This window comes from Mesorhizobium sp. WSM4842 (genome assembly GCF_055901575.1).
In genome coordinates this window covers 3,113,327-3,134,914 of the sequence record NZ_CM148372.1, presented here as the reverse complement: position 1 = coordinate 3,134,914, position 21,588 = coordinate 3,113,327, and the positions used below count along the sequence as shown (strand labels likewise).

Sequence of the window (21,588 nt, the reverse complement as noted above, 5' to 3'; positions counted from 1 at the left end):
AGATGAACATGGATTTGATCGTGGATACGCGCCGTCTCGTCATTACCGATGGCTATGACCGCTTGGGGGCCGACGGCCGACCGGCAGTTTCTGGCGTCCAAAAAAGCGATAGCGGACATTCGATCCGGTAGGTCCGAGGTCCCTGACTGACCGGACCCTAAGCCGACCTTCTCACACAGAGATCGAAAAGGCAGCGCTGACCACTACGTCCGCTAGTATCAACCTACAAACCGCGTCAATCTTTCAGCTCAATCTTCGGCGCACTCGCGTTTGCCAATGGCTCGGCGTAACCTTGCGTGGTTAGCCGTGTGGTCGCTCTCACGAAGGACTAGGTATGGAGCGTCGGCTCGCCGCCGTCCTAATCGCGGACGTCGTGGGCTATGGCCGCCTGAGCCAAGCCGACGAGGAAGGCACGCGTGCCCGCTTCCAAGCCGATCTGCGCGAGGTCTTCGAGCCGAGAATCGCCGCACACCATGGCCGGCTGGTCAAGACCATGGGCGACGGGCTGCTGGTGGAGTTCCACAGCGTGGTCGATGCGGTGCGCTGCGCGGTTGAGGTCCAGCGCGCCAAGTCCGAGCGCGACGTCGGCGTTGCGGCCGACCGTCGGCTTGCGTTTCGCATCGGCATCAATCTTGGCGACGTGATCGTAGAGGGCGACGACATCCACGGCGAGGGCGTGATCATTGCCGACCGATTGCAGACGATCGCCGATCCCAGCGGCGTGATGATCTCTGGCACCGCCTTCGATCAGGCCATTCACAAGGCCGATGTGGGCTTTGCCTATCTCGGTGAGCAACACCTCAAGAACATCGCCGATCCGGTGCGCGTCTATCGCGTCCTACTCGATGCTGGGGCAGCGGGAAGAGTTGTCGGCACAACGCGCAAGGCGGGCGCTCGGCTCCTGATCTTGGCAGTGGCTGGAGCGGTGTTGACCGCCGCCGTCGCGATGCTCGTGGTCTGGCAGATGTCTATGCCGCCTGAGCGGCCGTCCGTCGCCGTCCTGCCGTTTGCAAACCTGAGCAGCGACTCCGAACAGGAATACTTCGCCGACGGGATCACTGACGATCTCATCACCGACCTCGCCAAGCTGTCGGGACTGGTCGTCATCGCTCGCAATTCTGTCTTCACCTATAAGGGCCGGCCGGTCGTCGTGCAGGACATAGCGCGCGACCTCGGTGTCCGCTATGTGGTGGAAGGCAGCGTCCGGCGAAGCGGCGACCGGATCCATGTCAATGCTAAGCTCATCGATACGGCGACCGGCGACCATCTGGTGGCCGAGGAGTTCGACCGCAGCGCCTCGGATGTCTTCGCCGTGGAGGACGAAGTAGTCCGCCATATCGTCGAGGCTCTCGGGGTGCAGCCGACGGCGTCGGAGCAAGGTCAGTTGGCGCGGCCGCCGACCGCGAACCTCGAAGCCTATGACTACTATCTCCGCGGCGAGCAGGCGGAGAGAACCGGCCTGCTGCGGGAAGCGTTGCAGCTCTACGCGAAAGCGACCACGCTCGATCCCTCCTTCGCCGAGGCGCATGCGGCGGATGCGCGCACCGCGGTCTATGTCTGGCGCCTCGACTATGACAACGTTCTGCCAGGCCCCGTGGCTAGGAGACGGGCGTATGAGAAGGCCGGAAGCGCGCTGGAGCTGAACCCGGAATCCTCGCGGCCCTATGCCATCCTCGCCATTCTTCAGGTCGTGGATCGCCGATACGAGGAGGCACTCGCTTCCGCCGGGCGGGCCGTGGCGCTGGGGCCCAGCGACGCCGAGGCCCATGCGGCGCTGAGCCTCGTCCTCACTTTCGCCGGCCGCCACGCCGAGGCTGTCGCTGCAATCGAGACCGCGCAGCGGCTCAACCCCAGCCTCTCGACGAGCGAACGGCTGGTCGCGGGACTGGCGTTGCTATTGCATGGGGATTACGCCCGGGCGATTGAAACGCTGAAGCGCGCCCGCGCCGAGGCGCCGCGCCTCATCGATATTCATGCCTTACTCGCCGCGGCCTACGCTCGCGCCGGTCGTTTGAGCGAGGCCCGCGACGCGGCGGGGGAAGCCCGCCGTACCGTCCCCGTCGTTTCCGTCGAGACCTGGCGCGTTCTCTATGCCCATTTTCGCAATGGTCAGGACCTCGAGCGCGTCCTCGAAGCCATGCGCGACGCCGGCCTTCCCGAATGGCCCTTCGACTTCCGCGGCGAGGGTCGCGACAGGCTGAGTGGGGCGGATATCTCCCGCCTGGCCTTCGGGCGGACATGGCAGGGACAGACAGGCGCGGGCGATCCGGCTCTCCTGCAACTTGGCCGCGATGGCAAGACGGCTTTCCGGACCCCGACACAGATCGCAACCGGGACCGCCTTCGTCGATCGGGACATGCTGTGCGAGCAGAGCGAGAACGTGTTACTCGGGCGGCCCCGCTGCGGCCCGGTTTATCGGCGAACCCATGACCCGGGCAAACCCGAATACACCTATGTCAACGCGTTCACGCTCTTCCATTTTTCGCCCGTCGAGTAGGTCCGCTGCCCGTCTCGACGTGGCACCTCGATCTGCGCATCACTGGAACCCGTCCTGCTCCAGCTGGGTCTCGACGGCGGGCCAATTCGCCTCGGCCTTTGCCAAGAGGTCGCTCGGGCGGGCCTTGAACTCGGCCATGAATTCCTTGCTGTAAGCCAGGTACAGCTTACCGCCGATGATCGCCCACGCTTCCGGATCGATATTGATCGTGGCACCATTGGAGGCCACTTCCCCGGTGCAGTAGCCCCCGTATTGTGGCGCATACTTGGTAGGTTCACCGATGAAGAGCTCACGGTGCTTGCTGCTGGCGAACTGCCACGGCGTCCCCAGCCAGTCGTAGGAGAACTCCTCGGAGCCCTTCATCGCCCGGCCTTCGGTGAAGTAGGCAACCGGGTCGTAGCCCATGATCGCGACACCGCCGAAATAGCCGGTATTGACCTGGTCGGCGGCGAGGGCAGGAACGCAACTGACCATCAAGGCGATCGAGAATGTCGCTCCAAATGCTGATCCTCGAGTCGGGGTCACGCCGTACTTTTGGATTGCTTCGCACATATTCCGTCCTCCGTTCAGTCACTCATCTCGATGCACAACGAGGCGCCTATCACCTCGGCGGGCGGGCAGGCCGCGCCGTGGCGCTTGAGCACCCGTATAATGTCTCTATGACCCTTGAAGCCGGCGCGCGTCACCGGCGTGTACCTGTGAAGACTCTCCGGCCGGTTGACATCGGCGCCGCGGGCGATCAGCAGCTCAAGCATGGCGACGCGGTTCTCTTCTACGGCGACCATCAGCGGTGTCACGCCCGCCTTGTTGGCAGCATCTTCGAGAACAGCGCCCTTGCCCAACAGCAGTTCTGCGATCCGCACGCTGCCCGAATACGCCGCCGCATGGAGCGGCGTGAAGCCCCCGGCGTTGCGCGCCATCACGTCGGCGCGTTTGCTGAGCAGCAGCGCCGCGACCGCCGGGTGATCGCTCAACGACGCAGCGATCAGCGGCGTGGCTTGGTCGCGATCACGGCTGTCGACCTCGGCTCCGCTCGCCAGCAGGCGCTCGACTCTGGCCGTGTCGCCGGCCTTCACGGCGTCAAACAAGGACTCACCCGCGACGACACTCGCCGACGCGAGTAAGACAGCCACCACAAACAGGATTCGAAACATGGCTGCGCCCTCGAAAGGCTAAATAGTTTACACCTCGGGCCTGCTTAGTGAAAGCGGCGATCGATTGGTTCTGGGTCAGCGCTCAAACATCAAAGTCCGTCGTCGGCAAGGCAGGCTTAATGACTGATATTAGGCCGAGACGTGACCTTGTCGGCATGGTGTGCGTAGGCCCGGAAATGGCGCTACCTGCTCGTTCCGGTCGACGAGACGAATGGCAACATTCCACCCTGAGCGGCCCTACGGCTCCGGTACCAAGTGTCAGATTTTGACCACTAGGCTGGGCATCGCAAGGTGGTGATCTGTCCCTAGAGCGCTTTGCGTTTTGGTGGACCCAAAACCGCGCTCTAACTCCTTACTTTACGCATTTTGTCGGACGCCAAACGAAGATGTTTGGCTGCAAAATGCTCTAGAACCACCGCCGTTCAGGCTCGGAACTCTTTGCAATCACAATTCCCAAGAGAACACCGAGCACGCCGCCAAGCATCATCGCCGAAGAAATTGTGCCTGGGTTCTGCTGGACAGTTTCAGTCACGGTGTGCGCCTGGCTACGCAATTGCCGGGCTGCGCGCGAGGCCCGTTCGGCGGCGCTGTCGTACCAGCCCTGTGCCTCCTCGGCGCGGTCGGAAAGGGTCCGATTTATCTTGGTGATTTCGCGGCGAAGCTCAGCGATCTGCTTCTTCATCGCCTCCTGGGCTTCGTTTGCCGCCTTTGAGGCGCCTGCCATACTGGTGGTTTCGGCCATTGGATTTCTCCCTTTGGTGATCAGATCTCCCTTAGGTAATCAGACAGGGGAAACGGTCGCGGACGCGCAGGGTTCCTTGCCCTGGCAAACCGCGCGATGATTGCGTTATCAAGCATTCCCTTGTGCGCGCGCGTGGCGGGCAATGATGCTCTCCTCGTCGGTCGCGACGACGCGTATTTCGACCTTGCTGTCCGGCCGGCTTATGATCTCGGCATGAGAGGCATTGGATGGCTCGTCAATCGCCACGCCAAGCCAATGAAGCCTTTCGCATATTGCCTTGCGGACCAGCGCCGAGCGCTCGCCAATGCCGGCGGTGAACACGAGGCATTCGAGGCCGCCCAACGTGTTGGCGAGCGCGGCAGCTTCCCTTGCGGCCCGGAAAGCAAAAAGGTCTACCGCTTCGCGGGCGTGGCGATCGTCGCTCGCTTCCAACGCGCGCATGTCGCCCGAGATGCCGGATATTCCGAGCAGCCCGGATTCCTCATAGAGCATGTGCTGCAGAGCCTCCCCCGCGATGCCTCTCTCCAGCACGAAGTACAAAAGCACGCCCGGATCGATGGCGCCGCAACGCGTGCCCATGACCAGGCCGTCGAGGGCGGAAAAGCCCATCGTCGTATCGACGCTTCTCCCGTCGCGCATGGCGCACAGGCTCGCTCCATTGCCGAGATGGGCGACGATCGTGCGCTTCGCTGCAAGAGCGGGCGATATCTCCTTGAGCCGCCCGGCGATATATTCGTAGGAAAGACCGTGAAACCCGTAGCGGCGGATCCCATCCGCATCGTATTTGCGCGGCAGTGCGAAGCGGCTCACGATCGGATCGATCGTCTGATGGAAGGCTGTGTCGAAGCATCCGACCTGCGGCAGATCCGGCCGCAGCGCGGCAAGTGTCCGGATCGGCGCGAGACTGCGAGGCTGGTGCAGCGGAGCAAGCGGCGTCAGCCTGTCCAAGCCCTCGATCACGGCAGGCGTCAGACGGACGGGTTCGACAAACTCGCGCCCGCCATGCACGATCCGGTGGCCGGCGGCGATTAGTTTCCTGCCGCCAAGTTCGCTCTCGATCCAATCGAGCAACGCGTCGATGCCCGCGTTGCGCGCGTCTCCGGCAATCGGCCGATCACACTGCACTGTTCCATCGGCCGCCTCCGCGCTGAGCCTCGGCGCATCGCCCAGATCCAGCTTGCCACGCGAGACAAGTTGCAATTTCGCGGAGGGTTCAAGGTCGTATAGTCCGAACTTGATGCTGGAGGAGCCGGCGTTCAGTGCAAGAATTGCGTGTCGCATCAATTGCCAGCCTTCGTCGCGCTGTTCTCCGGCCAGTTCCACTCCTGAACCTCGGGCATGTCTTCGCCATGCTCGCGGACATAGGCCCTATGTTCCACAAGCTTCGCTTGAAGTTCGGCAGCAAGGCCTTTCGCACGTGCGGCGAGCCCAGGTACGTGTTTGATCGCGGCGAGCGCCAGGTGAAAACGGTCAAGTTCATTGAGTACGACCATGTCGAACGGCGTCGTGGTGGTGCCTTCTTCGCGAAAACCATGCACATGCATGTTGTCATGGTTGGCGCGTCGGTAGGTCAGGCGGTGGATGAGGTAGGGATAGCCGTGATAGGCGAAGATGACTGGCTTGGTTTTCGTGAACAGTGCGTCGAAATCCTCATCGGCGAGACCATGCGGATGCTTTGAATTCGACTGCAGCGTCATCAGGTCGACCACGTTGACGACGCGAACCTTCAGGTCCGGAAGCGCCGAACGCAAAATGTCGGTGGCAGCGAGCGTCTCCAGTGTCGGCACGTCGCCGGCGCAGCCCATGACCACATCCGGATCCTCGCCCTTGGCAACCGTCCCGGCCCATTCCCAGATCCCCGCCCCCGCCCCGCAGTGCGCTTCTGCGTCTTCGACGGACAGCCATTGCGGCGCTGGCTGCTTGCCGGCGGTGATCACGTTGATGCGGTTGTAGGTTTTCAGGCAATGCTCGGTGATCCAGAGCAGCGTGTTGACATCCGGCGGGAAATAGAGCCTGACCGTATCGGCCTTCTTGTTGGCGACGAAATCGGCAAAGCCCGGATCCTGGTGGCTGAAGCCGTTGTGATCCTGCCGCCAGACATGGGAGGTCAGCAGGTAATTGAGTGAGGCGATCGGTTTGCGCCAGGCAAGCTCGCGGGATGTCTTCAGCCATTTGGCATGCTGGTTGACCATGGAATCGACGATGTGGATGAACGCCTCGTAGCATGAGAACAGGCCATGGCGGCCGGTCAGCAGGTAGCCCTCCAGCCAACCCTGGCAAAGATGCTCGCTGAGCACTTCCATGACGCGGCCGTCACGGGAGAGGTGGACGTCATAGGGCTCGATCCGCTCCATCCAGACCCGGTTCGTGACCTCGAAGACGTCGTCAAGGCGGTTGGAGGATGTCTCATCCGGCCCCATCAGCCGGAAATTCCTGGCATCCGCATTCAGGCGCATGACGTCGCGGAGATAGCTTCCGAGAATCCGCGTCGCCTCGGCCTTGGCGCCACCCGGACGCGGCACATCGAGCGCCAGGCTTCTCCAATCGGGAAGCACGAGGTCGCGCTTCAGCAATCCGCCATTGGCATAGGGGGTTGAGCCCATGCGCTTGGGCCCGGTTGGCGCAAGCGCCGCCAGCTCTGGAAGCAGACGCCCGCTGTTGTCGAACAGCTTTTCCGGTTCGTAGTTCCGCATCCAGTCTTCGAGGATCTTGCGGTGTCCTTCGTTGCCGCGAGCGTTCGACACCGGCACTTGATGCGAGCGCCAGAAATCCTCGACTTTCTTGCCGTCGACCTCCTTCGGTCCCGTCCACCCCTTCGGGCTGCGCAGCACGATCATCGGCCACAGCGGGCGCTCTCCCTGCCAGCCCGAAGCACGGGCTCGCTTTTGGATGAAACGGATTCTGTCCAGCGCGGTGTCCAGCTTCGTTGCCATCATCCGATGCATGGGAACTGGCTCGTGACCTTCGACGAAAAATGGTTCGTAGCCATAGCCGGCGAACAGGCTTCGCAATTCCACGTCATCCATGCGGGCAAGGATCGCCGGGTTGGCGATCTTGTAGCCGTTGAGATGCAGGATCGGCAGCACGGCGCCGTCGGATGCCGGGTTGAGGAACTTGTTGGAGTGCCAAGCCGCCGCGAGCGGACCGGTCTCCGCTTCGCCGTCGCCAACGACGCAGGCGACCACCAGATCAGGATTGTCGAAGGCCGCGCCGAAAGCATGGACCAGCGCATATCCCAGTTCTCCGCCTTCATGGATCGAGCCGGGCGTTTCCGGAGCAGCGTGGCTTGGCACCCCGCCAGGGAAGGAGAATTGCCGGAAGAGTTTTCTCAGGCCGTCTTCGCCCTGGCCGATTTCGGGATAGATCTCGCTGTAGGTGCCCTCGAGCCACGCGTTCGCGACCATCGCCGGGCCGCCATGACCTGGGCCGCAGATAAACAGAATTTCGAGACCGCGTTCACGGATGACGCGGTTCAGGTGGACATAGATGAAATTGAGACCAGGTGTCGTGCCCCAATGGCCGAGCAGCCGCGGCTTGACGTGTTCGGCCTTCAGCGGCTCGCGCAGCAGCGGATTGTCGAGCAGATAGATCTGGCCAACCGAAATGTAGTTCGCGGCGCGCCAATAGCGGTCCATGAGATTGACCTTATCAAGGCCTGTTGTGGTCGCAGTTTTCTGAGCCTCGTCGTTCATGGAAAAGTCTCCAGAATGCGTTCGCCCGTCGATATCTGGAGTGAGATCGCCCCGGAGAAAGGATTTTCACGGAAATAAGTTCGGCTAGGGCCGCCATTTGCGCCCGCCAATCGCTCTTTTGCAGGAACCTGGAAGCTCGCCAACGGTTAAGGAGACGAGCCGCCGAAATGAGATCAAGCGCTGCCGAGCCGAGCGCACGCAGATCGAGGGATTGTCGCCGGGGAGCCGTTAGGCACGATTGGGGACAATCAGTGCGGAGGACCGCCAGCCCGCAAAGGAGCAAAAGATGCTCGATCTTTCCGATGCACGCAACCGAATGGTCGAGGTCCATCTCAGCCGCCGTGGCATCCATGACCGCGAGGTGCTGGAAGCTATGCGCGAAGTTCCGCGCGAGGCTTTCGTCGCTCCCGGCTTTGAAGAATTCGCCTACGAGGATGGGCCGCTGCCGATTGCCGAGGGTCAGACGATATCGCAGCCCTACATCGTCGCCTTGATGATCGAGATGGCAGAGATCGGATCGGGCGACCATGTCCTGGAGGTTGGCACCGGCTCAGGGTACGCGGCTGCCGTGATGAGCCGGATCGTCGAACACGTTTACACGATCGAACGCCACGCCGGGTTGGCGGAAACGGCGAAACAGCGGTTCGAAGAGCTTGGCTATGACAATATCGAAGTCCGCACCGGCGATGGTACTAAAGGCTGGCCGGACGCAGCGCCCTTCGACGCCATTCTGGTCGCCGCCGGCGGACCCGGTGCGCCGCTTGCCCTTCAGGAACAGCTCGACGTCGGTGGCAGGCTCGTCATCCCGGTCGGCGACGAACCGCATGATCAGCGCCTTCTCAAGGTCACCCGAACCGGCGCTGCAACGTACAGCGAGGAGGATTTCGGCGGCGTGCGGTTTGTCCCGCTCATCGGCGAGCAGGGCTGGCCCGAGAGCGGCAACCGTATCGCGGATCGTCCGTCCGGACGCGCGCGCACGCGCAGCCTGCCGGATATGATCGCGGCGGCGGCCGAACCGCTGCCGGGCTTCGACGATCCGGCATTCGGCGAATTGTTCGACCGGTTTGGCGACCGGCGCGTCGTCCTGCTCGGTGAAGCGAGCCACGGCACGTCGGAGTTCTACCGGGCCCGCGCGGCGATCACCCGCAGGCTCATCGAGAAGCACGGCTTCACCATCGTCGCAGTCGAGGCCGACTGGCCCGATGCAGCGGCGATCGACCGCTACGTCCGCCATCGGCCGCCACGGGCCAACGCCGATCCGCCGTTCCAGCGGTTTCCCACCTGGATGTGGCGCAATACGGACGTCGCGGCGTTCGTCGACTGGACGCGACAACACAATGAGCGGATCAGGATATCGTCCCGACTGGCGGGGTTCTATGGCCTCGATATCTACAATATGAGCGGATCGATCGCCGCGGTTCTGCAATATCTCGACAGGGTCGATCCGCAGGCAGCCAAGATCGCACGTGAACGCTATGGCTGCCTGACGCCTTGGCAACATGAACCATCCACCTACGGCCGTGTCGCGCTCACCTCCGGCTACGAGAAATGCGAGCAGGCCGTGCTTGAACAGTGCCGCGAACTGCTTGCCAGGCAGCTCGACTATGCGCAGCAGGACGGCGTCGATTTTCTGGATGCCACCCAGAATGCCCGGCTGATCGCTTCCGCGGAACGCTACTACCGGATCATGTACTATGGCGGCGCGCAGTCGTGGAACCTGCGCGACACCCATATGTTCGAGACACTCGAGCATCTGCTGGAAGCTCGCGGGCCTAACGCCAAAGCGGTCGTGTGGGCGCATAATTCCCATATCGGAGATGCCCGCTATACCGAAATGGGGATTGTCAGGGACGAAGTGAACATCGGCCAGCTCTGCCGCCAACGCTTCGGCGACGAGGCAGCCTTGATCGGGCTCAGTACGCATTCCGGGACAGTGGCCGCGGCCTACGACTGGGACAGCGAGATGGAAATCAAGCGGGTGCGGCCTTCCCATAGCGATAGCTACGAACGGCTTTGCCATGATTGCGGCGTCTCGCGTTTCCTGCTCGACATCAAGCGCGACGACGATCTTCGCGATCGGCTTCTGGAGCGTCGGCTGGAGCGCTTCATCGGCGTGATCTATCGGCCGGAAACCGAACTGCGCAGCCATTACGCGGATGCCTCACTTTCCCAGCAGTTTGACGCGTTCGTCTGGTTTGACGAAACCGTCGCGGTGACGCCGCTTGGGCCGGAGCATGTGGGAACGGGCGTTCCCGACACCTATCCGTTCGGGCTCTAATGCATGTCGCGCAAAAGTGTGCAGCGGTTTTGCGGTAACGACATGCATAAACAACAACCTAAAGCGCGTCGCGTGAGGCCGGTCAAATGCGACGCGCTTTAGCCGCCTCTCGGACAAGGCCGCGTCAAGGTGAGTTTCGGCGGAACATTCATCGCGCCCTGCTGTTTCTAGAACAGGACCCTTTTCGAAGGAGTTGTGCCATGAGCGGAACCAAACATCCAAAGTGGAAAAAGCCGAGCGATGCCGATCTGAGGAACAATCCCGGTATCGGGACCTCGAAGGGCACGATCAAGGAAGGCGACGAACTCGTACTCGAAGGCGAAAACACGATCGAGGGCGACGTCGAGAACGACACCAACGCCCTTGGCGGGATCAATCCAAGGCAAAAGATGCGGACGAACAAGTAGCGTCGCTGCGCATCCCGCGCGCTATTCACTCCCAGCAAAAAATGTCGCGGCGACAGCAATCGAGATCAGGCTCAGCATCGCCAGTCCTGCCCTGGCGACGTGCGAGGCTTCCCAAACATCGCGCAAGTCTTTCCAGTCGCCGCTTTGCTTCCGACGGAGCATTGAAAAAAACGTCGCGGCTGGTTTCGACACAGCGACATCCTGCACCCAGAAATTGTTGACCGGATGCGTTACCAGCCAATAGGTCGCATGCTCCGCCACCAAGAAGACAAGGGCCGCCAAGGTCCACCGGAATCGAGCGCCTGGATAAGGCGTGAGGTAAAGCAGGATGGCGAGTGCAATGATGCCGCCGATCTCGGCAAACCCGCCGATCGTGAAGCCGGGATAGTAGATCGCCTGCACAGATTTGTAGGTGGCCTCCTTGAGGCGCAACTTGCCGGGTAACTCCAACGCGTGCGCGAGCGAGAGCGCCATTGTGATTGCGACCAGAAGAAGGGTGACAATCATGAACGCGCGCATGCTGTTCCTCCCTGAACCGTCCTGGTAATATGCGGCGTACATAGCGTGCTCGCCGACACGGTAAAGGCGACGAAGGTGAAGGCGCGGCCCCATTTCCAACGCCGCTGGCATTGAACCGCGCCGAATTTGTCATTCGGCCGGCGGGTCCGTGCCATTCGGCCTTCACCAAAATGGCCACGTCCGTGACGGCAGGGAACCATCGTTAGGCACGATGGTTGTCATCCCAGGTGATCCTCCTCAAGGAAACGGACATGACCGATCCTGATCCTGATCCGAACAATCCCGTGCCGATACCGGATAATCCCAATCCCGAGCCTGCCCGGCCGCCAGCTCCGCCGGAAACTCCGCCGAATGAGCCTCCGGGCGTTCCTCCGCCTTCGCCTGATCCCGTTCCCAGCCCGGAAAGGCAGCCCGTCGAAATTCCTCCCGATACACCACCCGAGATTCCCACGGAACCGACCTTCCCCGGTCCTACGGCCAGAGCATCGGACCCACAGCAAGCCTGATCACGAGAGGCTGGGCTGACGCATGGCGAGACGGCCTCGCAGCGATCGGCTGTAGAACGACGCCGTCGCCGGCCATCCCGGTTTTGGTCATTCCCCGATTTGGCTGGTCGAACGTTCGTTGAGCGTCCCGCCCGTTTGCGCATCGATCGCCGCCAGGCTGACCTCATAGCCCCACAGGCGACGGATATGGCGCAGTGTGGCGTCGCGACTGGCCTCCTCCAGCACGATGCCGTCCTTCACCTTGTGCTCCAGTCGCAACTGTCGGTCGCCGAGCAGATCGACATCCACCACCTGGATATCCGGCCGGCTCGCGCCGATGTCGTAGCTTTGGGCGAGCCCGGCGCGTATTTTTTCGTAGCCACGCTCATTGTGTATCGACGCAACTTCGTAATGCGGTTCGCTGGCGGCATCGGCGAGGATAAAGAACCGCCACTTCCGCATCAGAGCGGGGCTCAGATACTGGCGGATGAAAGATTCGTCGCGATGGTTCGCCCATGCGTAGAGCAGGGTTTCGCGCCAATTGCCGTTGCCGGCGATATCGGGGAACCAGTCACGATCCTCGGCGGTCGGCTCAGTCGATATGCGCTGGATGTCCTGCATCATGTCGAGGCCCAGGGCATAGGGATTGATGCCGGAAAAACGCGGGTCGTCGAAGCCCGGCTGAAAGATCACGTTCGAATGGTTGCGCAGGATTTCCAGCATCGCGCCTTCGCTGATCAGACCGCGATCGAACAGCATGTTCATGAGTGTGTAGTGCACAAACGTGGCGCAACCTTCGTTCATCACCTGCGTTTGCCGCTGCGGATAGAAGTATTGCGCGATGACGCGGACGATCCTGATGATTTCACGTTGCCAAGGCTCCAGGACCAGGCTGTTTTTTTCCAGGAAGTAGAGCAGGTTTTCCTCGGGCAGGTTGAGCGTTTTCTTCCGCTCCGCCATGCCGAGGTCCGTTTCGCTGGCCTTGGTCCCGTCCTTCGAACGCGGGAGCGTACGCCACAGGTCATTGTAGGAACGCTCTTCGTACTCCAGGCGCTCGCGAACGCCTTCACGCTGCCGCTCCGACGACAGCTTCGGCGGCCGATGGTATCTGAACACGCCCTGTTCCATCAGCGCGTGGGCCGAGTCGAGGATCGCCTCCACCGCGGCCACACCGTGCCGCTCCTCGCAACGGGCAATGTAACCCTTGGCGAAATCGAGATAGCTCAGGATCGCGCTGGCGTCCGTCCACTGCCGGAACAGATGATTGTTCTTGAAGAAATGATTATGGCCAAGCGCTGCATGAGCTGTCACCAGGGCCTGCAGGGCCATGGTGTTTTCCTCCATCAGGTAGACGATGCAAGGATTGGAATTGATGACCAGTTCATAGGCGAGCCCCCGCCCGCCTTTGCGATAGAGCAATTCCTGGTAGAGGAAATGCTTGCCGAAAGACCAGTGGCGATACATCAGCGGCATGCCGACCGAGGAATAGGCGTCGAGCATCTGCTGGGACGAGATGATCTCCATCTGCACCGGATAGACGTCGAGGTGAAGCTCTTCGATCGCGATCGCCTCGATTGCTTCGTAGGCGCGCGACAGTGTCTTGAAATCCCAGTCGGACCCTGAAAAGAGCAAACCGGATTTGCTGGTTTGGCTGGATTTGCTGGCCTGGTTCGCCATCAGTTCCCCCTCAAGCACTTTTCTGGAAGGCCGGCTGCCTGGCAAAGAGCTGGCGAAAGACCGGATAGATGTCGGCTGCGTTGGCGATACGGCTCATCTGGAAATTCGGCCATCTCTGGTTGACAGCGCTGTAGGCGCGCCAGAGCGAGGTCCCATTGTCGGTGCTGCCGAAAATATGGCTCTCGCGTTCGTCGATGATCTCGACATAGGCGAAATACTGGCACAGGCGCATGATCTGGCCGTCCATGAGACCGATGCAGCGCTCGGAATCGGTTACGAAATTGTCGCCGTCCGATGCCTGGGCGGCATAGATGTTCCACTCGTTGGAGGGATAGCGTTGCGCGATGATGCGATGCATCTCCTCGAGTGCCGTGGAAACGACCGTACCGCCGCTTTGGGTATTGTAGAAGAAGGTCTCCTCGTCCACCTCCTGCGCCTCGTGCGTATGGCGGATGAAGACGATTTCGGTGCGGTCGTAGCGCCGTTTCAGGAAGAGGTGCAACAGCACGAAGAAGCGCTTGGCCAGATCCTTCTCGCGTTCGCCCATCGAGCCGGATACGTCCATGAGACAGAACATGACCGCATTGGCATTCGGCACAGGCTGGGCGTCGAAACGGTTGAAGCGGATGTCGACGGGGTCGACATAGGCGATCCGCTTGCGGCGGCGCTCAAGTCGCTCAAGCTCTTCCCGCAACGCTGTAATGCGCTGGTGTGCCGCCGCGCTCTGGGGCTCTGCCTCCAGGATTGCGAGTTCCTTCTCAATCGCATCAAGTTCCTCGCGCCTAGGACGCCTGAGCGCAATCCGGCGACCATGGCTGTGTCGCATCGTGCGCCCGACATTGATATTGGTCGGGGAACCGGTCGCGGCGAATCCGGCCCGGCGCGGCTTAAAGGCAAGTATCTCCTTGAGGTTGAGCTTGACCATGTCGGGAAGTTCGAGATCCTCGAAAAAGAGGTCGAGCACCTCCTCGCGTGAGAGCACGAAACGAAAATCGTCTTCCGAGACCGTTTTCCCCGGAGACGAGCCGCCGCCGCCCTGGCCGGGCTTGGGAACCCGGTCGCCCGGGGCGAAATGCTTGTTGCCCGGCAGGATGTGCTGCCGCCTGCCGCTGTCCTTCGCATCGCTGAAGCTCGGCTCTGCTGTGCCCCTCGCCGGCATGGAGACGGCGTGCTCGCTATCGACATCGGCGATCTTGCCGATACGGATCCGATCCCGGATGCTTCGCTTCAGCTCTTCGCGCGCACGCTTCAGGAAGCGCTGGCGGTTGCCGAGGCTCTTGTCCTTCGGGTTCAGTCGGCGATCGACAAAGATCGGCATGAAACCATCCCGGCCGGACTCAGCCCGCCTTGTTCACCCGCATGTACCAGTCCACCAGCCGGCGGACCTGACGTTCGGTGTAACCGCGTCCGACCATCCGATGCACGAACTCGGTATGCCGCTTCTCCGTTACGCTGTCCTGCTTGGAGCCGAAGCTGATCACCGGGAGCAGATCCTCGACTTGGCCGAACATCCGCTTCTCGATGACTTCGCGCAGCTTTTCATAGCTTGTCCATGACGGGTTGCGGCCATGGTTCCTCGCCCGGGCGCGCAACGTGAACTTCACGACCTCGTTGCGGAAGTCCTTGGGATTGGCAATGCCGGCCGGCTTTTCGACTTGCGACAATTCGTTGTCCAGCACCTCGCGGTTGAGGATCTGGCCTGTATCGGGGTCTTTGTAGTCCTGATCCTCGATCCAGGCATCGGCGTAGGCGATGTAGCGGTCGAACAGATTCTGGCCGTATTCGCTGTAGGATTCCAGATAGGCCTTCTGAATCTCGTGTCCGATGAACTCGGCATAACGCGTCGCCAGTTCCGATTTTATGAAGTCGAGATAGGCGGCTTCCGTTTCCTTCGGGAACTGCTCGCGCTTGATAGCCTCCTCCAGAATGTACATCAGATGCACAGGATCGGCGGCCACTTCCTTGGTGTCGTAGTTGAATGTCTGCGACAGGATCTTGAAAGCAAAGCGTGTGCTGACGCCGGTCATGCCCTCGTCGACTCCAGCGGCATCGCGGTATTCCTGAACCGACTTCGCCTTGGGATCTATGTCCTTGAGGTTCTCGCCGTCATAAACGCGCATCTTCGTGTAAAGCGGCGAATTGTCGTGCTCGGCCAGACGGGTCGAGACCGTGAACCGGCTGAGAATGTCCAGCACCTCCGGTGCACAGGGACTGGAAGCCAACTCGCTTTCGCGCAGCAGCTTTTCGTAGATCTGCCTTTCTTCGGTGACCTGCAGGCAGTACGGCACCTTGACCACCAGGATACGGTCGAGGAACGCCTCGTTGTTCTTGTTGTTCTTGAACTGCAGCCATTCCGACTCGTTGGAATGGGCTACGACGATGCCCTGATAAGGGAAAGATCCGAAGTTTTCCGTACCGTTGTAGCTGCCTTCCTGGGTAGCGGTCAGCAACGGATGGAGGACCTTGATCGGCGCCTTGAACATCTCGACGAACTCAAGCAACCCTTGCGTGGTCCGGTTCAGGCCGCCGCTGTAGGAATAGGCGTCCGGATCGGATTGGCTGAAATGCTCGAGTTGTCGTATGTCGACCTTGCCGACCAGGGCCGAAACGTCCTGGTTGTTCTCATCGCCCGGCTCGGTCTTGGCGATGCCGATCTGGCGCAGCCGCGAAGGCATCAGCTTCACGACGCTGAACTTGGAGATGTCGCCGGACAGTTCATCGAGACGCTTGGCCGCCCACGGCGAGATCAGGCCGTTCAGCCGGCGCCGCGCGATGCCGTATTTGTCCTCCAAAAGGTCGCCCATGCGGTCAGGATTGAAAAGCCCGAGCGGCGATTCGAAAACCGGGCTGATCTGGCCGCCCACCTTCAGCGTATAGATTGGACGCTGCTCCATCAGCTTCTTCAGCCGTTCGGCGAGCGAGGACTTACCGCCGCCGACAGGGCCAAGCAGGTAGAGGATCTGCTTGCGTTCCTCGAGCCCTTGAGAGGCATAGCGGAAATAGCCGGCTATGCGCTCGATCGTGTCCTCCATGCCATAAAACTCGGAGAAGGTGGGATAAATCTTGATTGTCCTGTTGGCGAAAATGCGGCCGAGCCGCTCATCCATGCTGGTGTCGACCAGGGTGGGCTCGCCGATCGCCTCGACCATCCGTTCGGGCGCCGAGGCATACATCGATTTATCCTCGCGGCAGGCAAGGAGATATTGCTGGATGCTTATCTCCTCCTGCGCCACATTCGTGTAAATCTCCGAAAACAGATCGAAGACGTCGGACTGATTCTCACGCATGGTATCCTCGCCCCGGCCGGTCTGGTTGCTGTCGCCCTTCATTCAACTGTCGGAAAGCCTTTGTGGTTCCCTATCATCACGTAGTGCGTCTGCGACCGGATGTTAGGGGTCCAGACAGATATAGTGAACGCCTGGAAGCCAGCCAGCGAATGGCTCGCACAATGGAACGTTTCCGAGGGATGTCCATTCTTCCATCAGCGCTTGCCGAGTGCAACAGCCCGCTGTGAACAAGCTGTTTTTCTGGAGGAATGAACCATGCCGCCTGCGCCCAGCAGTTGAATTGGCGGCGCACGGGTCATTCGGTGAAGGTATCGACGCCGCGCTGTCCACCCCTGCACCGGGAGGGAGCAACGGTTTCGCTCCTTCTCGGTAATGAGGGAAAGGAGATGTTCCATGTTCGAGAACAGTATGTGGTTGATCGTCGTTGCTGGCGGCCCGCTACTGCTGGCAATCCTGATCGCCTACGCCCTCCTCACGTGGCGCCATCGGGGGCCTGCAGAGCGCAGAGAAAGCGATCGGGCCACTGAGCGACTGTATCGCGAGGAGAAAGACCGGCCGGGCGGAGGCAGCTGAGAACCGTATCGGCAGCCCGACTTTATCTTGCTGCCGCCAATGCATGTCACGCAAAAGTGTGCAGCGGTTTTGCGACAACGACATGCATGAAAAAAACCTAAAGCGCGTCGCATGAGGCCGGTCGAACGCGACGCGCTTTAGACTCCAACACTTTCGGGCCAAAGCGCCCGGATCTGCTTCGGCAACGCGTCCCGCACCTTGGCCGACTGGCCGAGGTCGACATGCCTGGCGAGTACCTTGAAAACGGATCTCGTCGCATCCTCGGGATTCACGGGTCGAGTGGATTTCATCTCCTCGGCCACCCGCTGCAGGAATTCCTCCAATGAACGGCTGGTGGCCGGCAGATCACGCGGCCTATACCGATCATAGTAGGCTCCGCGCACGAGAAGCGGCAGTTCCGCTCCCAAATTGGCAGCCAGTTCGATCTGCAGCCAATCCCGCAAGGTGCGTAAAACGGCTCCCAGCATGTGCCAGGCAACGCGCCTATCGGGCCCGTGGTCGGCCATGATCTCGTCCAGCCAGATGTTTGTCGTCTGCAGGGTTTTGTCAAAAACTTCCAAGCCGGTTGCGCTCATCGTCGCCTCCTTTGGCATGGGCGATCCCAACACCCGCCCCCAACATTCTCCCCAACACTCGCTATGACGGGCAAACGGGGATCGAGCGCAATTGTTTCGTCACGCGTTGAAAAATTGCCCAAAGAGCAGCGGCGAATGCAGCTTGGTTCGAAAGCTCAGTTGCCCGGAACCTTCCGCCCCTCTCGCCGGTTTACGGCGGAGGGGTTGGAAATGGGTCAATATTTCAGCCTGTCCGCTGCGTCATTATTGCTCGCGAGCGGCTATGCCGGCGCTCGGTCGGTACTTGAGCCCGCGGGAGCGGAAGCGCAGCAGATAGCCCTATTGTTCTGGGTAATGCTAAGCGGCGGCGCCGTCATCTGGCTGGGCGTGGTCGGCCTGCTTCTTCATTCAGCCCTATTCAATCGCCGCAGGCTGGCCGAAAAGTCTGCCAGCAGCATCATCCTTTGGGGCGGCGTGGTTTTCCCATCGGTCACGCTTTGTGCCCTGCTCGCCTATGCACTGTGGCTGATGCCTGGCCTTCGGCCCTTCGCGCAGGCGAGCTCCGCCGCCCTGCGGATTGAAGTCACCGGCAGGCAGTTCTGGTGGGAAGTTGTCTACCGCCCATCTCAGCGGCCGCCGGTCGCTTCCGCCAACGAGATCAGGCTGCCGGTGGGCGAGCGGGTCGAATTGACCCTGAAAAGTGCCGATGTGATCCATTCCTTCTGGATCCCACCGCTCGGCGGCAAGATGGACATGATCCCCGGCCGCACCAACAGGCTTTCGCTCATGGCCACGAAACCCGGTATCTTCCGCGGGCCCTGTACGGAATATTGCGGCACGTCTCACGCGCTGATGGCGTTCTCGGCCGTGGCGATGGAGCCCGAAGCATTCCGGTCCTGGCTCGCCGCCCAGGCAATTTCCGCGGAAGGCGCCGGCGCGAGCGGCGGCGCGCTGTTCCTGCGCCATGGCTGCGGGTCCTGCCATTTCGTCGCGGGCACCGATGCGCGCGGCCTGATCGGCCCGGATCTTTCGCATCTCGGTTCCCGCGTTACCGTCGGAGCCGGCATCCTGCCCAACACCGAAGACGCCGTCGCCCGCTTCATCGCCCGGCCCGACCTGATCAAGCCCGGCTCCAGGATGCCGGCCTTCGACATGTTGCCGCCGGACGACATTCGCGCCATAGCCGCCTGGCTGAGAGGCCTGCAATGAGCGCTGCGATCAAGGAGCGTTCGCGGGAGGAATACAAGGCGCAGGAAGATCGGCTGCGCGCCGTCTGGGCCAATCCGGCCGGCTGGCGCTACTGGACCTCGGTGAACAATTTCCAGATCGGCCTCTGGTACGGCTCGGCCGCCTTCGCCTTCATGCTGTTCGCCGGCGCGCTCGCGCTGCTGATGCGGCTGCAGCTCGCCGTGCCCGACAACGACTTCCTGTCGGCCGACTTCTTCAACCAGGCGTTCACCCTGCATGGCACGGTGATGATGTTCCTGTTCGCGGTGCCGATCTTCGAGGCGGTCGCGATCTTCCTGCTGCCGCCGATGCTGGGCGCGCGCGAGATGCCGTTCCCGCGCCTCGGGGCGTTCAGTTTTTGGAGCTTTCTCCTCGGCGGTATCTTCGTCTGCGGCTCGATCTTCTTCAATGCGGCGCCGTCGGCAGGCTGGTTCATGTATCCGCCGCTCGCCACCAACAAGCAGCTCTCCGGCATCGGCGCCGATATCTGGCTGCTCGGCCTTTCCTTCATCGAAGTCGCCTCGATCGCGGCCGCCGTCGAACTCATCGTCGGCATCATGAAATGCCGCGCGCCGGGCATGCGCATCAACCTGATGCCGCTCTTCGCCTGGTACCTGCTGATCGTTGCCGGAATGATCCTGTTCGCCTTCCCGCCGCTAATCGCCGGCGACCTCCTTTTCGAGATGGAACGGATGTTCGATTGGCCGTTCTTCGACGCAGCGCGCGGGGGCGACCCGCTGCTGTGGCAGCATCTGTTCTGGATATTCGGCCATCCGGAAGTCTACATCATCTTCCTGCCGGCGATCGCGCTGATGGCGATGATCGTGCCGACTTTTTCCCAGCGTCCGATCGTCGGTTATTCCTGGATCGTGCTCGCGGCAGTGGGGACGGGGTTCCTCTCCTTCGGCCTGTGGGTGCACCATATGTTTGCCACAGGCCTGCCGCAGATCTCGCTGGCCTTCTTCTCGGCAGCCTCCGAGGCGGTGGCGATCCCGACGGGCGTGCAGATCTTCGTCTTCATCGCCACCATGCTGGCCGGCCGGGTGATCTTCTCGACCCCGATGCTGTTCGGCACCGGAGGATTGGCCATCTTCGTCATCGGTGGCCTGACGGGCGTCATGGTGGCGCTCGCACCTTTCGACTGGCAGGCGCACGACACGTATTTTGTCGTCGCGCACCTCCATTATGTGCTGATCGGCGGCATGCTTTTCCCGGTCGTGGCCGGGCTCTATTACTACTATCCGCTGATCGACGCGAAGAAGCTCTCCGCCCGTCTCGGGCGGCTCGCCTTCTGGCTGATGTTCTGCGGCTTCAACATCGCCTTCTTTCCGATGCATCTGAGCGGGCTGCGCGGCATGCCCCGGCGCGTCTTCACCTATCCGGCCGAAATCGGCTTGGACTGGCTGAACCTGATCTCGACGGCCGGAGCCTTCATCTTCGCCGCCGGCGTGCTGGTGGTCGTCTTCGACGTGCTCAGGCCGAAGCACAGGGAGCCGCGCGGCGAATTCAACCCATGGAACGCCGGCACGCTGGAATGGATCTCCGAGCCGGAGGAGAACTGGGGCGTCCGCTCGATACCCATCGTGCGCAGCCGCTACCCCCTCTGGGACCAGAAGGATCTTGCGCGCAAGGTCAATGGCGGCCGCTATTACCTGCCCGACGCGGAAGAGGGATGGCGCGAAGGCCTGGTCACCTCCGTGCTCGACGCCGAGCCCATCCAGGTGCTGCGGGTCGGCGGCACGTCCCATGTCACGATCGTCTCGGCCCTCTCGCTCGGGGCCGCCTTCATCGCGCTTACCTTCCACTGGTGGATCGCGACGGCGCTGGCCGCAATCACCTGCTTTTGCGCCGTCATCTACTGGCTCTGGACGGGCACCGGAGAAATCCCAGAGAAGCCGGAAAAGGATGTCGGTCTGGGGCTCAGCCTGCCGCTTTATGCCTCCGGCCCCGATTCGGTCGGCTGGTGGGCGATGTTCATCACCATAGTGGGCGACGGCACGGCCTTCGCCAGCCTCGTCTTCGGCTATTTCTTCTACTGGACGATCCATATCGACTTCACCGCGGGGATTGCCGGGCCTGACGCAGCCTGGTCGCTGGCGGCTGCCATCCTGTTCGCTGCAGCGTGGGGATTGATGGTGGCGGCCCGCATGTTCAACAGGCGCGGCGCCACGGCCGCTGTGCGCGGCTTGCTGGTGCTGTCCCTGCTGACGACCGTTGCCGCATCCGCCGCAGGCTTGGCCGCGCCGTGGTCTCCCGGCATGGACCCGACGCGCCACGTCTATCCCGCAATCGTGTGGATCCTCGTGATCTGGGTGCTCGCCCATGCGGCGCTCGGCACGGTCATGCAGGCCTACTGCCTAGCACGCTCGCTGGCCGGCCGACTGACGCCGAGGCATGACATAGATCTAAGCAATGTGGTGCTCTACTGGCATTTCCTGCTAATTACCGCCGTCATCACCTTCGCCACTATTGGCCTCTTTCCGGCAGCGATGTGAG

16 protein-coding genes are annotated in these 21,588 nt (G+C 61.7%); 6 read left to right on the top strand and 10 right to left on the bottom strand.

Features of this window, described 5'->3' with window-relative positions:
• The first annotated feature begins 334 nt into the window (after positions 1–334).
• Positions 335–2,497, top strand: a complete 2,163-nt coding sequence (locus tag AC0NIE_RS15085; RefSeq protein WP_473485559.1) for an adenylate/guanylate cyclase domain-containing protein — start codon at positions 335–337, stop codon at positions 2,495–2,497.
• A gap of 39 nt (positions 2,498–2,536) precedes the next feature.
• On the opposite strand, the gene AC0NIE_RS15080 is transcribed toward AC0NIE_RS15085, so the two are convergent.
• The 5 genes from AC0NIE_RS15080 to AC0NIE_RS15060 all read right to left on the bottom strand — a co-directional run bounded on the left by AC0NIE_RS15080 (position 2,537) and on the right by AC0NIE_RS15060 (position 8,085).
• Positions 2,537–3,049 carry a YHS domain-containing (seleno)protein gene (locus AC0NIE_RS15080; RefSeq protein WP_473485558.1) on the bottom strand — a complete coding sequence of 171 codons (513 nt, stop codon included), beginning with the start codon at positions 3,047–3,049 and terminating at the stop codon, positions 2,537–2,539.
• A 14-nt stretch (positions 3,050–3,063) separates the two neighbouring features.
• Positions 3,064–3,651, bottom strand: a complete 588-nt coding sequence (locus tag AC0NIE_RS15075) for an ankyrin repeat domain-containing protein (RefSeq protein WP_473485557.1) — start codon at positions 3,649–3,651, stop codon at positions 3,064–3,066.
• Positions 3,652–4,057: 406 nt separating this feature from the next.
• The gene (locus AC0NIE_RS15070; RefSeq protein ID WP_258123016.1) at positions 4,058–4,393 is read right to left on the bottom strand and encodes a hypothetical protein; all 336 of its coding nucleotides are present in this window, start codon (positions 4,391–4,393) and stop codon (positions 4,058–4,060) included.
• A 108-nt stretch (positions 4,394–4,501) separates the two neighbouring features.
• Positions 4,502–5,674 carry an acetate/propionate family kinase gene (locus tag AC0NIE_RS15065; protein WP_473485556.1) on the bottom strand — a complete coding sequence of 391 codons (1,173 nt, stop codon included), beginning with the start codon at positions 5,672–5,674 and terminating at the stop codon, positions 4,502–4,504.
• Positions 5,674–8,085, bottom strand: a complete 2,412-nt coding sequence (locus tag AC0NIE_RS15060) for a phosphoketolase family protein (protein WP_473485555.1) — start codon at positions 8,083–8,085, stop codon at positions 5,674–5,676. The genes AC0NIE_RS15065 and AC0NIE_RS15060 overlap by 1 nt, the downstream gene beginning before the upstream one ends.
• 286 nt (positions 8,086–8,371) lie before the next feature.
• Between AC0NIE_RS15060 and AC0NIE_RS15055 the strand changes: the two genes are divergently transcribed.
• Both AC0NIE_RS15055 and AC0NIE_RS15050 read left to right on the top strand, forming a co-directional pair.
• The gene (locus tag AC0NIE_RS15055) at positions 8,372–10,363 is read left to right on the top strand and encodes a protein-L-isoaspartate(D-aspartate) O-methyltransferase (protein ID WP_473485554.1); all 1,992 of its coding nucleotides are present in this window, start codon (positions 8,372–8,374) and stop codon (positions 10,361–10,363) included.
• Positions 10,364–10,563: 200 nt separating this feature from the next.
• On the top strand, positions 10,564–10,770 hold the full coding sequence (locus AC0NIE_RS15050) for a hypothetical protein (protein ID WP_027151394.1): 207 nt from the start codon (positions 10,564–10,566) through the stop codon (positions 10,768–10,770).
• 21 nt (positions 10,771–10,791) lie between these two features.
• Here the strand turns inward: AC0NIE_RS15050 and AC0NIE_RS15045 are convergent, their stop codons facing one another.
• From AC0NIE_RS15045 to AC0NIE_RS15030, 4 genes are all read right to left on the bottom strand, one after another.
• Positions 10,792–11,289, bottom strand: coding sequence for a DUF1772 domain-containing protein (locus AC0NIE_RS15045; protein ID WP_473485553.1), 498 nt, complete (start codon positions 11,287–11,289; stop codon positions 10,792–10,794).
• Between the two features lie 593 nt (positions 11,290–11,882).
• Positions 11,883–13,451: a SpoVR family protein gene (locus AC0NIE_RS15040; protein ID WP_473485552.1), complete on the bottom strand. Its 1,569-nt coding sequence runs from the start codon at positions 13,449–13,451 to the stop codon at positions 11,883–11,885.
• Between the two features lie 10 nt (positions 13,452–13,461).
• Positions 13,462–14,769 carry a YeaH/YhbH family protein gene (locus AC0NIE_RS15035; RefSeq protein WP_473485551.1) on the bottom strand — a complete coding sequence of 436 codons (1,308 nt, stop codon included), beginning with the start codon at positions 14,767–14,769 and terminating at the stop codon, positions 13,462–13,464.
• Positions 14,770–14,788: 19 nt separating this feature from the next.
• The gene (locus tag AC0NIE_RS15030) at positions 14,789–16,738 is read right to left on the bottom strand and encodes a PrkA family serine protein kinase (protein ID WP_473485620.1); all 1,950 of its coding nucleotides are present in this window, start codon (positions 16,736–16,738) and stop codon (positions 14,789–14,791) included.
• 393 nt (positions 16,739–17,131) lie between these two features.
• On the opposite strand from AC0NIE_RS15030, the gene AC0NIE_RS15025 reads away from it, so the two are divergent.
• A complete protein-coding gene (locus AC0NIE_RS15025) occupies positions 17,132–17,311 on the top strand; it encodes a hypothetical protein (protein WP_473485550.1) in 180 nt (59 codons plus the stop codon).
• 137 nt (positions 17,312–17,448) lie between these two features.
• On the opposite strand, the gene AC0NIE_RS15020 is transcribed toward AC0NIE_RS15025, so the two are convergent.
• Positions 17,449–17,886 (bottom strand): DUF2267 domain-containing protein, encoded by a 438-nt coding sequence (locus AC0NIE_RS15020; RefSeq protein ID WP_473485549.1) that lies wholly within the window; start codon positions 17,884–17,886, stop codon positions 17,449–17,451.
• A 210-nt stretch (positions 17,887–18,096) separates the two neighbouring features.
• Here AC0NIE_RS15020 and coxB point away from each other — a divergent pair, with 210 nt between their 5' ends.
• On the top strand, positions 18,097–19,074 hold the full coding sequence (gene coxB / locus AC0NIE_RS15015; RefSeq protein ID WP_473485548.1) for a cytochrome c oxidase subunit II: 978 nt from the start codon (positions 18,097–18,099) through the stop codon (positions 19,072–19,074).
• Positions 19,071–21,587 (top strand): cytochrome c oxidase subunit I, encoded by a 2,517-nt coding sequence (gene ctaD, locus AC0NIE_RS15010; RefSeq protein WP_473485547.1) that lies wholly within the window; start codon positions 19,071–19,073, stop codon positions 21,585–21,587. Before coxB ends, ctaD begins: the two co-directional genes overlap by 4 nt.
• Position 21,588: the final 1 nt, after the last annotated feature.

Bases quoted from the DNA above. Each gene is read 5' to 3' on its own strand.
- AC0NIE_RS15085 (WP_473485559.1), top strand. From the start codon at position 335: ATGGAGCGTCGGCTCGCCGCCGTCCTAATCGCGGACGTCGTGGGCTAT.
- AC0NIE_RS15080 (WP_473485558.1), bottom strand. From the start codon at position 3,049: ATGTGCGAAGCAATCCAAAAGTACGGCGTGACCCCGACTCGAGGATCA.
- AC0NIE_RS15075 (WP_473485557.1), bottom strand. From the start codon at position 3,651: ATGTTTCGAATCCTGTTTGTGGTGGCTGTCTTACTCGCGTCGGCGAGT.
- AC0NIE_RS15070 (WP_258123016.1), bottom strand. From the start codon at position 4,393: ATGGCCGAAACCACCAGTATGGCAGGCGCCTCAAAGGCGGCAAACGAA.
- AC0NIE_RS15065 (WP_473485556.1), bottom strand. From the start codon at position 5,674: ATGCGACACGCAATTCTTGCACTGAACGCCGGCTCCTCCAGCATCAAG.
- AC0NIE_RS15060 (WP_473485555.1), bottom strand. From the start codon at position 8,085: ATGAACGACGAGGCTCAGAAAACTGCGACCACAACAGGCCTTGATAAG.
- AC0NIE_RS15055 (WP_473485554.1), top strand. From the start codon at position 8,372: ATGCTCGATCTTTCCGATGCACGCAACCGAATGGTCGAGGTCCATCTC.
- AC0NIE_RS15050 (WP_027151394.1), top strand. From the start codon at position 10,564: ATGAGCGGAACCAAACATCCAAAGTGGAAAAAGCCGAGCGATGCCGAT.
- AC0NIE_RS15045 (WP_473485553.1), bottom strand. From the start codon at position 11,289: ATGCGCGCGTTCATGATTGTCACCCTTCTTCTGGTCGCAATCACAATG.
- AC0NIE_RS15040 (WP_473485552.1), bottom strand. From the start codon at position 13,451: ATGGCGAACCAGGCCAGCAAATCCAGCCAAACCAGCAAATCCGGTTTG.
- AC0NIE_RS15035 (WP_473485551.1), bottom strand. From the start codon at position 14,769: ATGCCGATCTTTGTCGATCGCCGACTGAACCCGAAGGACAAGAGCCTC.
- AC0NIE_RS15030 (WP_473485620.1), bottom strand. From the start codon at position 16,738: ATGCGTGAGAATCAGTCCGACGTCTTCGATCTGTTTTCGGAGATTTAC.
- AC0NIE_RS15025 (WP_473485550.1), top strand. From the start codon at position 17,132: ATGTTCGAGAACAGTATGTGGTTGATCGTCGTTGCTGGCGGCCCGCTA.
- AC0NIE_RS15020 (WP_473485549.1), bottom strand. From the start codon at position 17,886: ATGAGCGCAACCGGCTTGGAAGTTTTTGACAAAACCCTGCAGACGACA.
- coxB (WP_473485548.1), top strand. From the start codon at position 18,097: ATGGGTCAATATTTCAGCCTGTCCGCTGCGTCATTATTGCTCGCGAGC.
- ctaD (WP_473485547.1), top strand. From the start codon at position 19,071: ATGAGCGCTGCGATCAAGGAGCGTTCGCGGGAGGAATACAAGGCGCAG.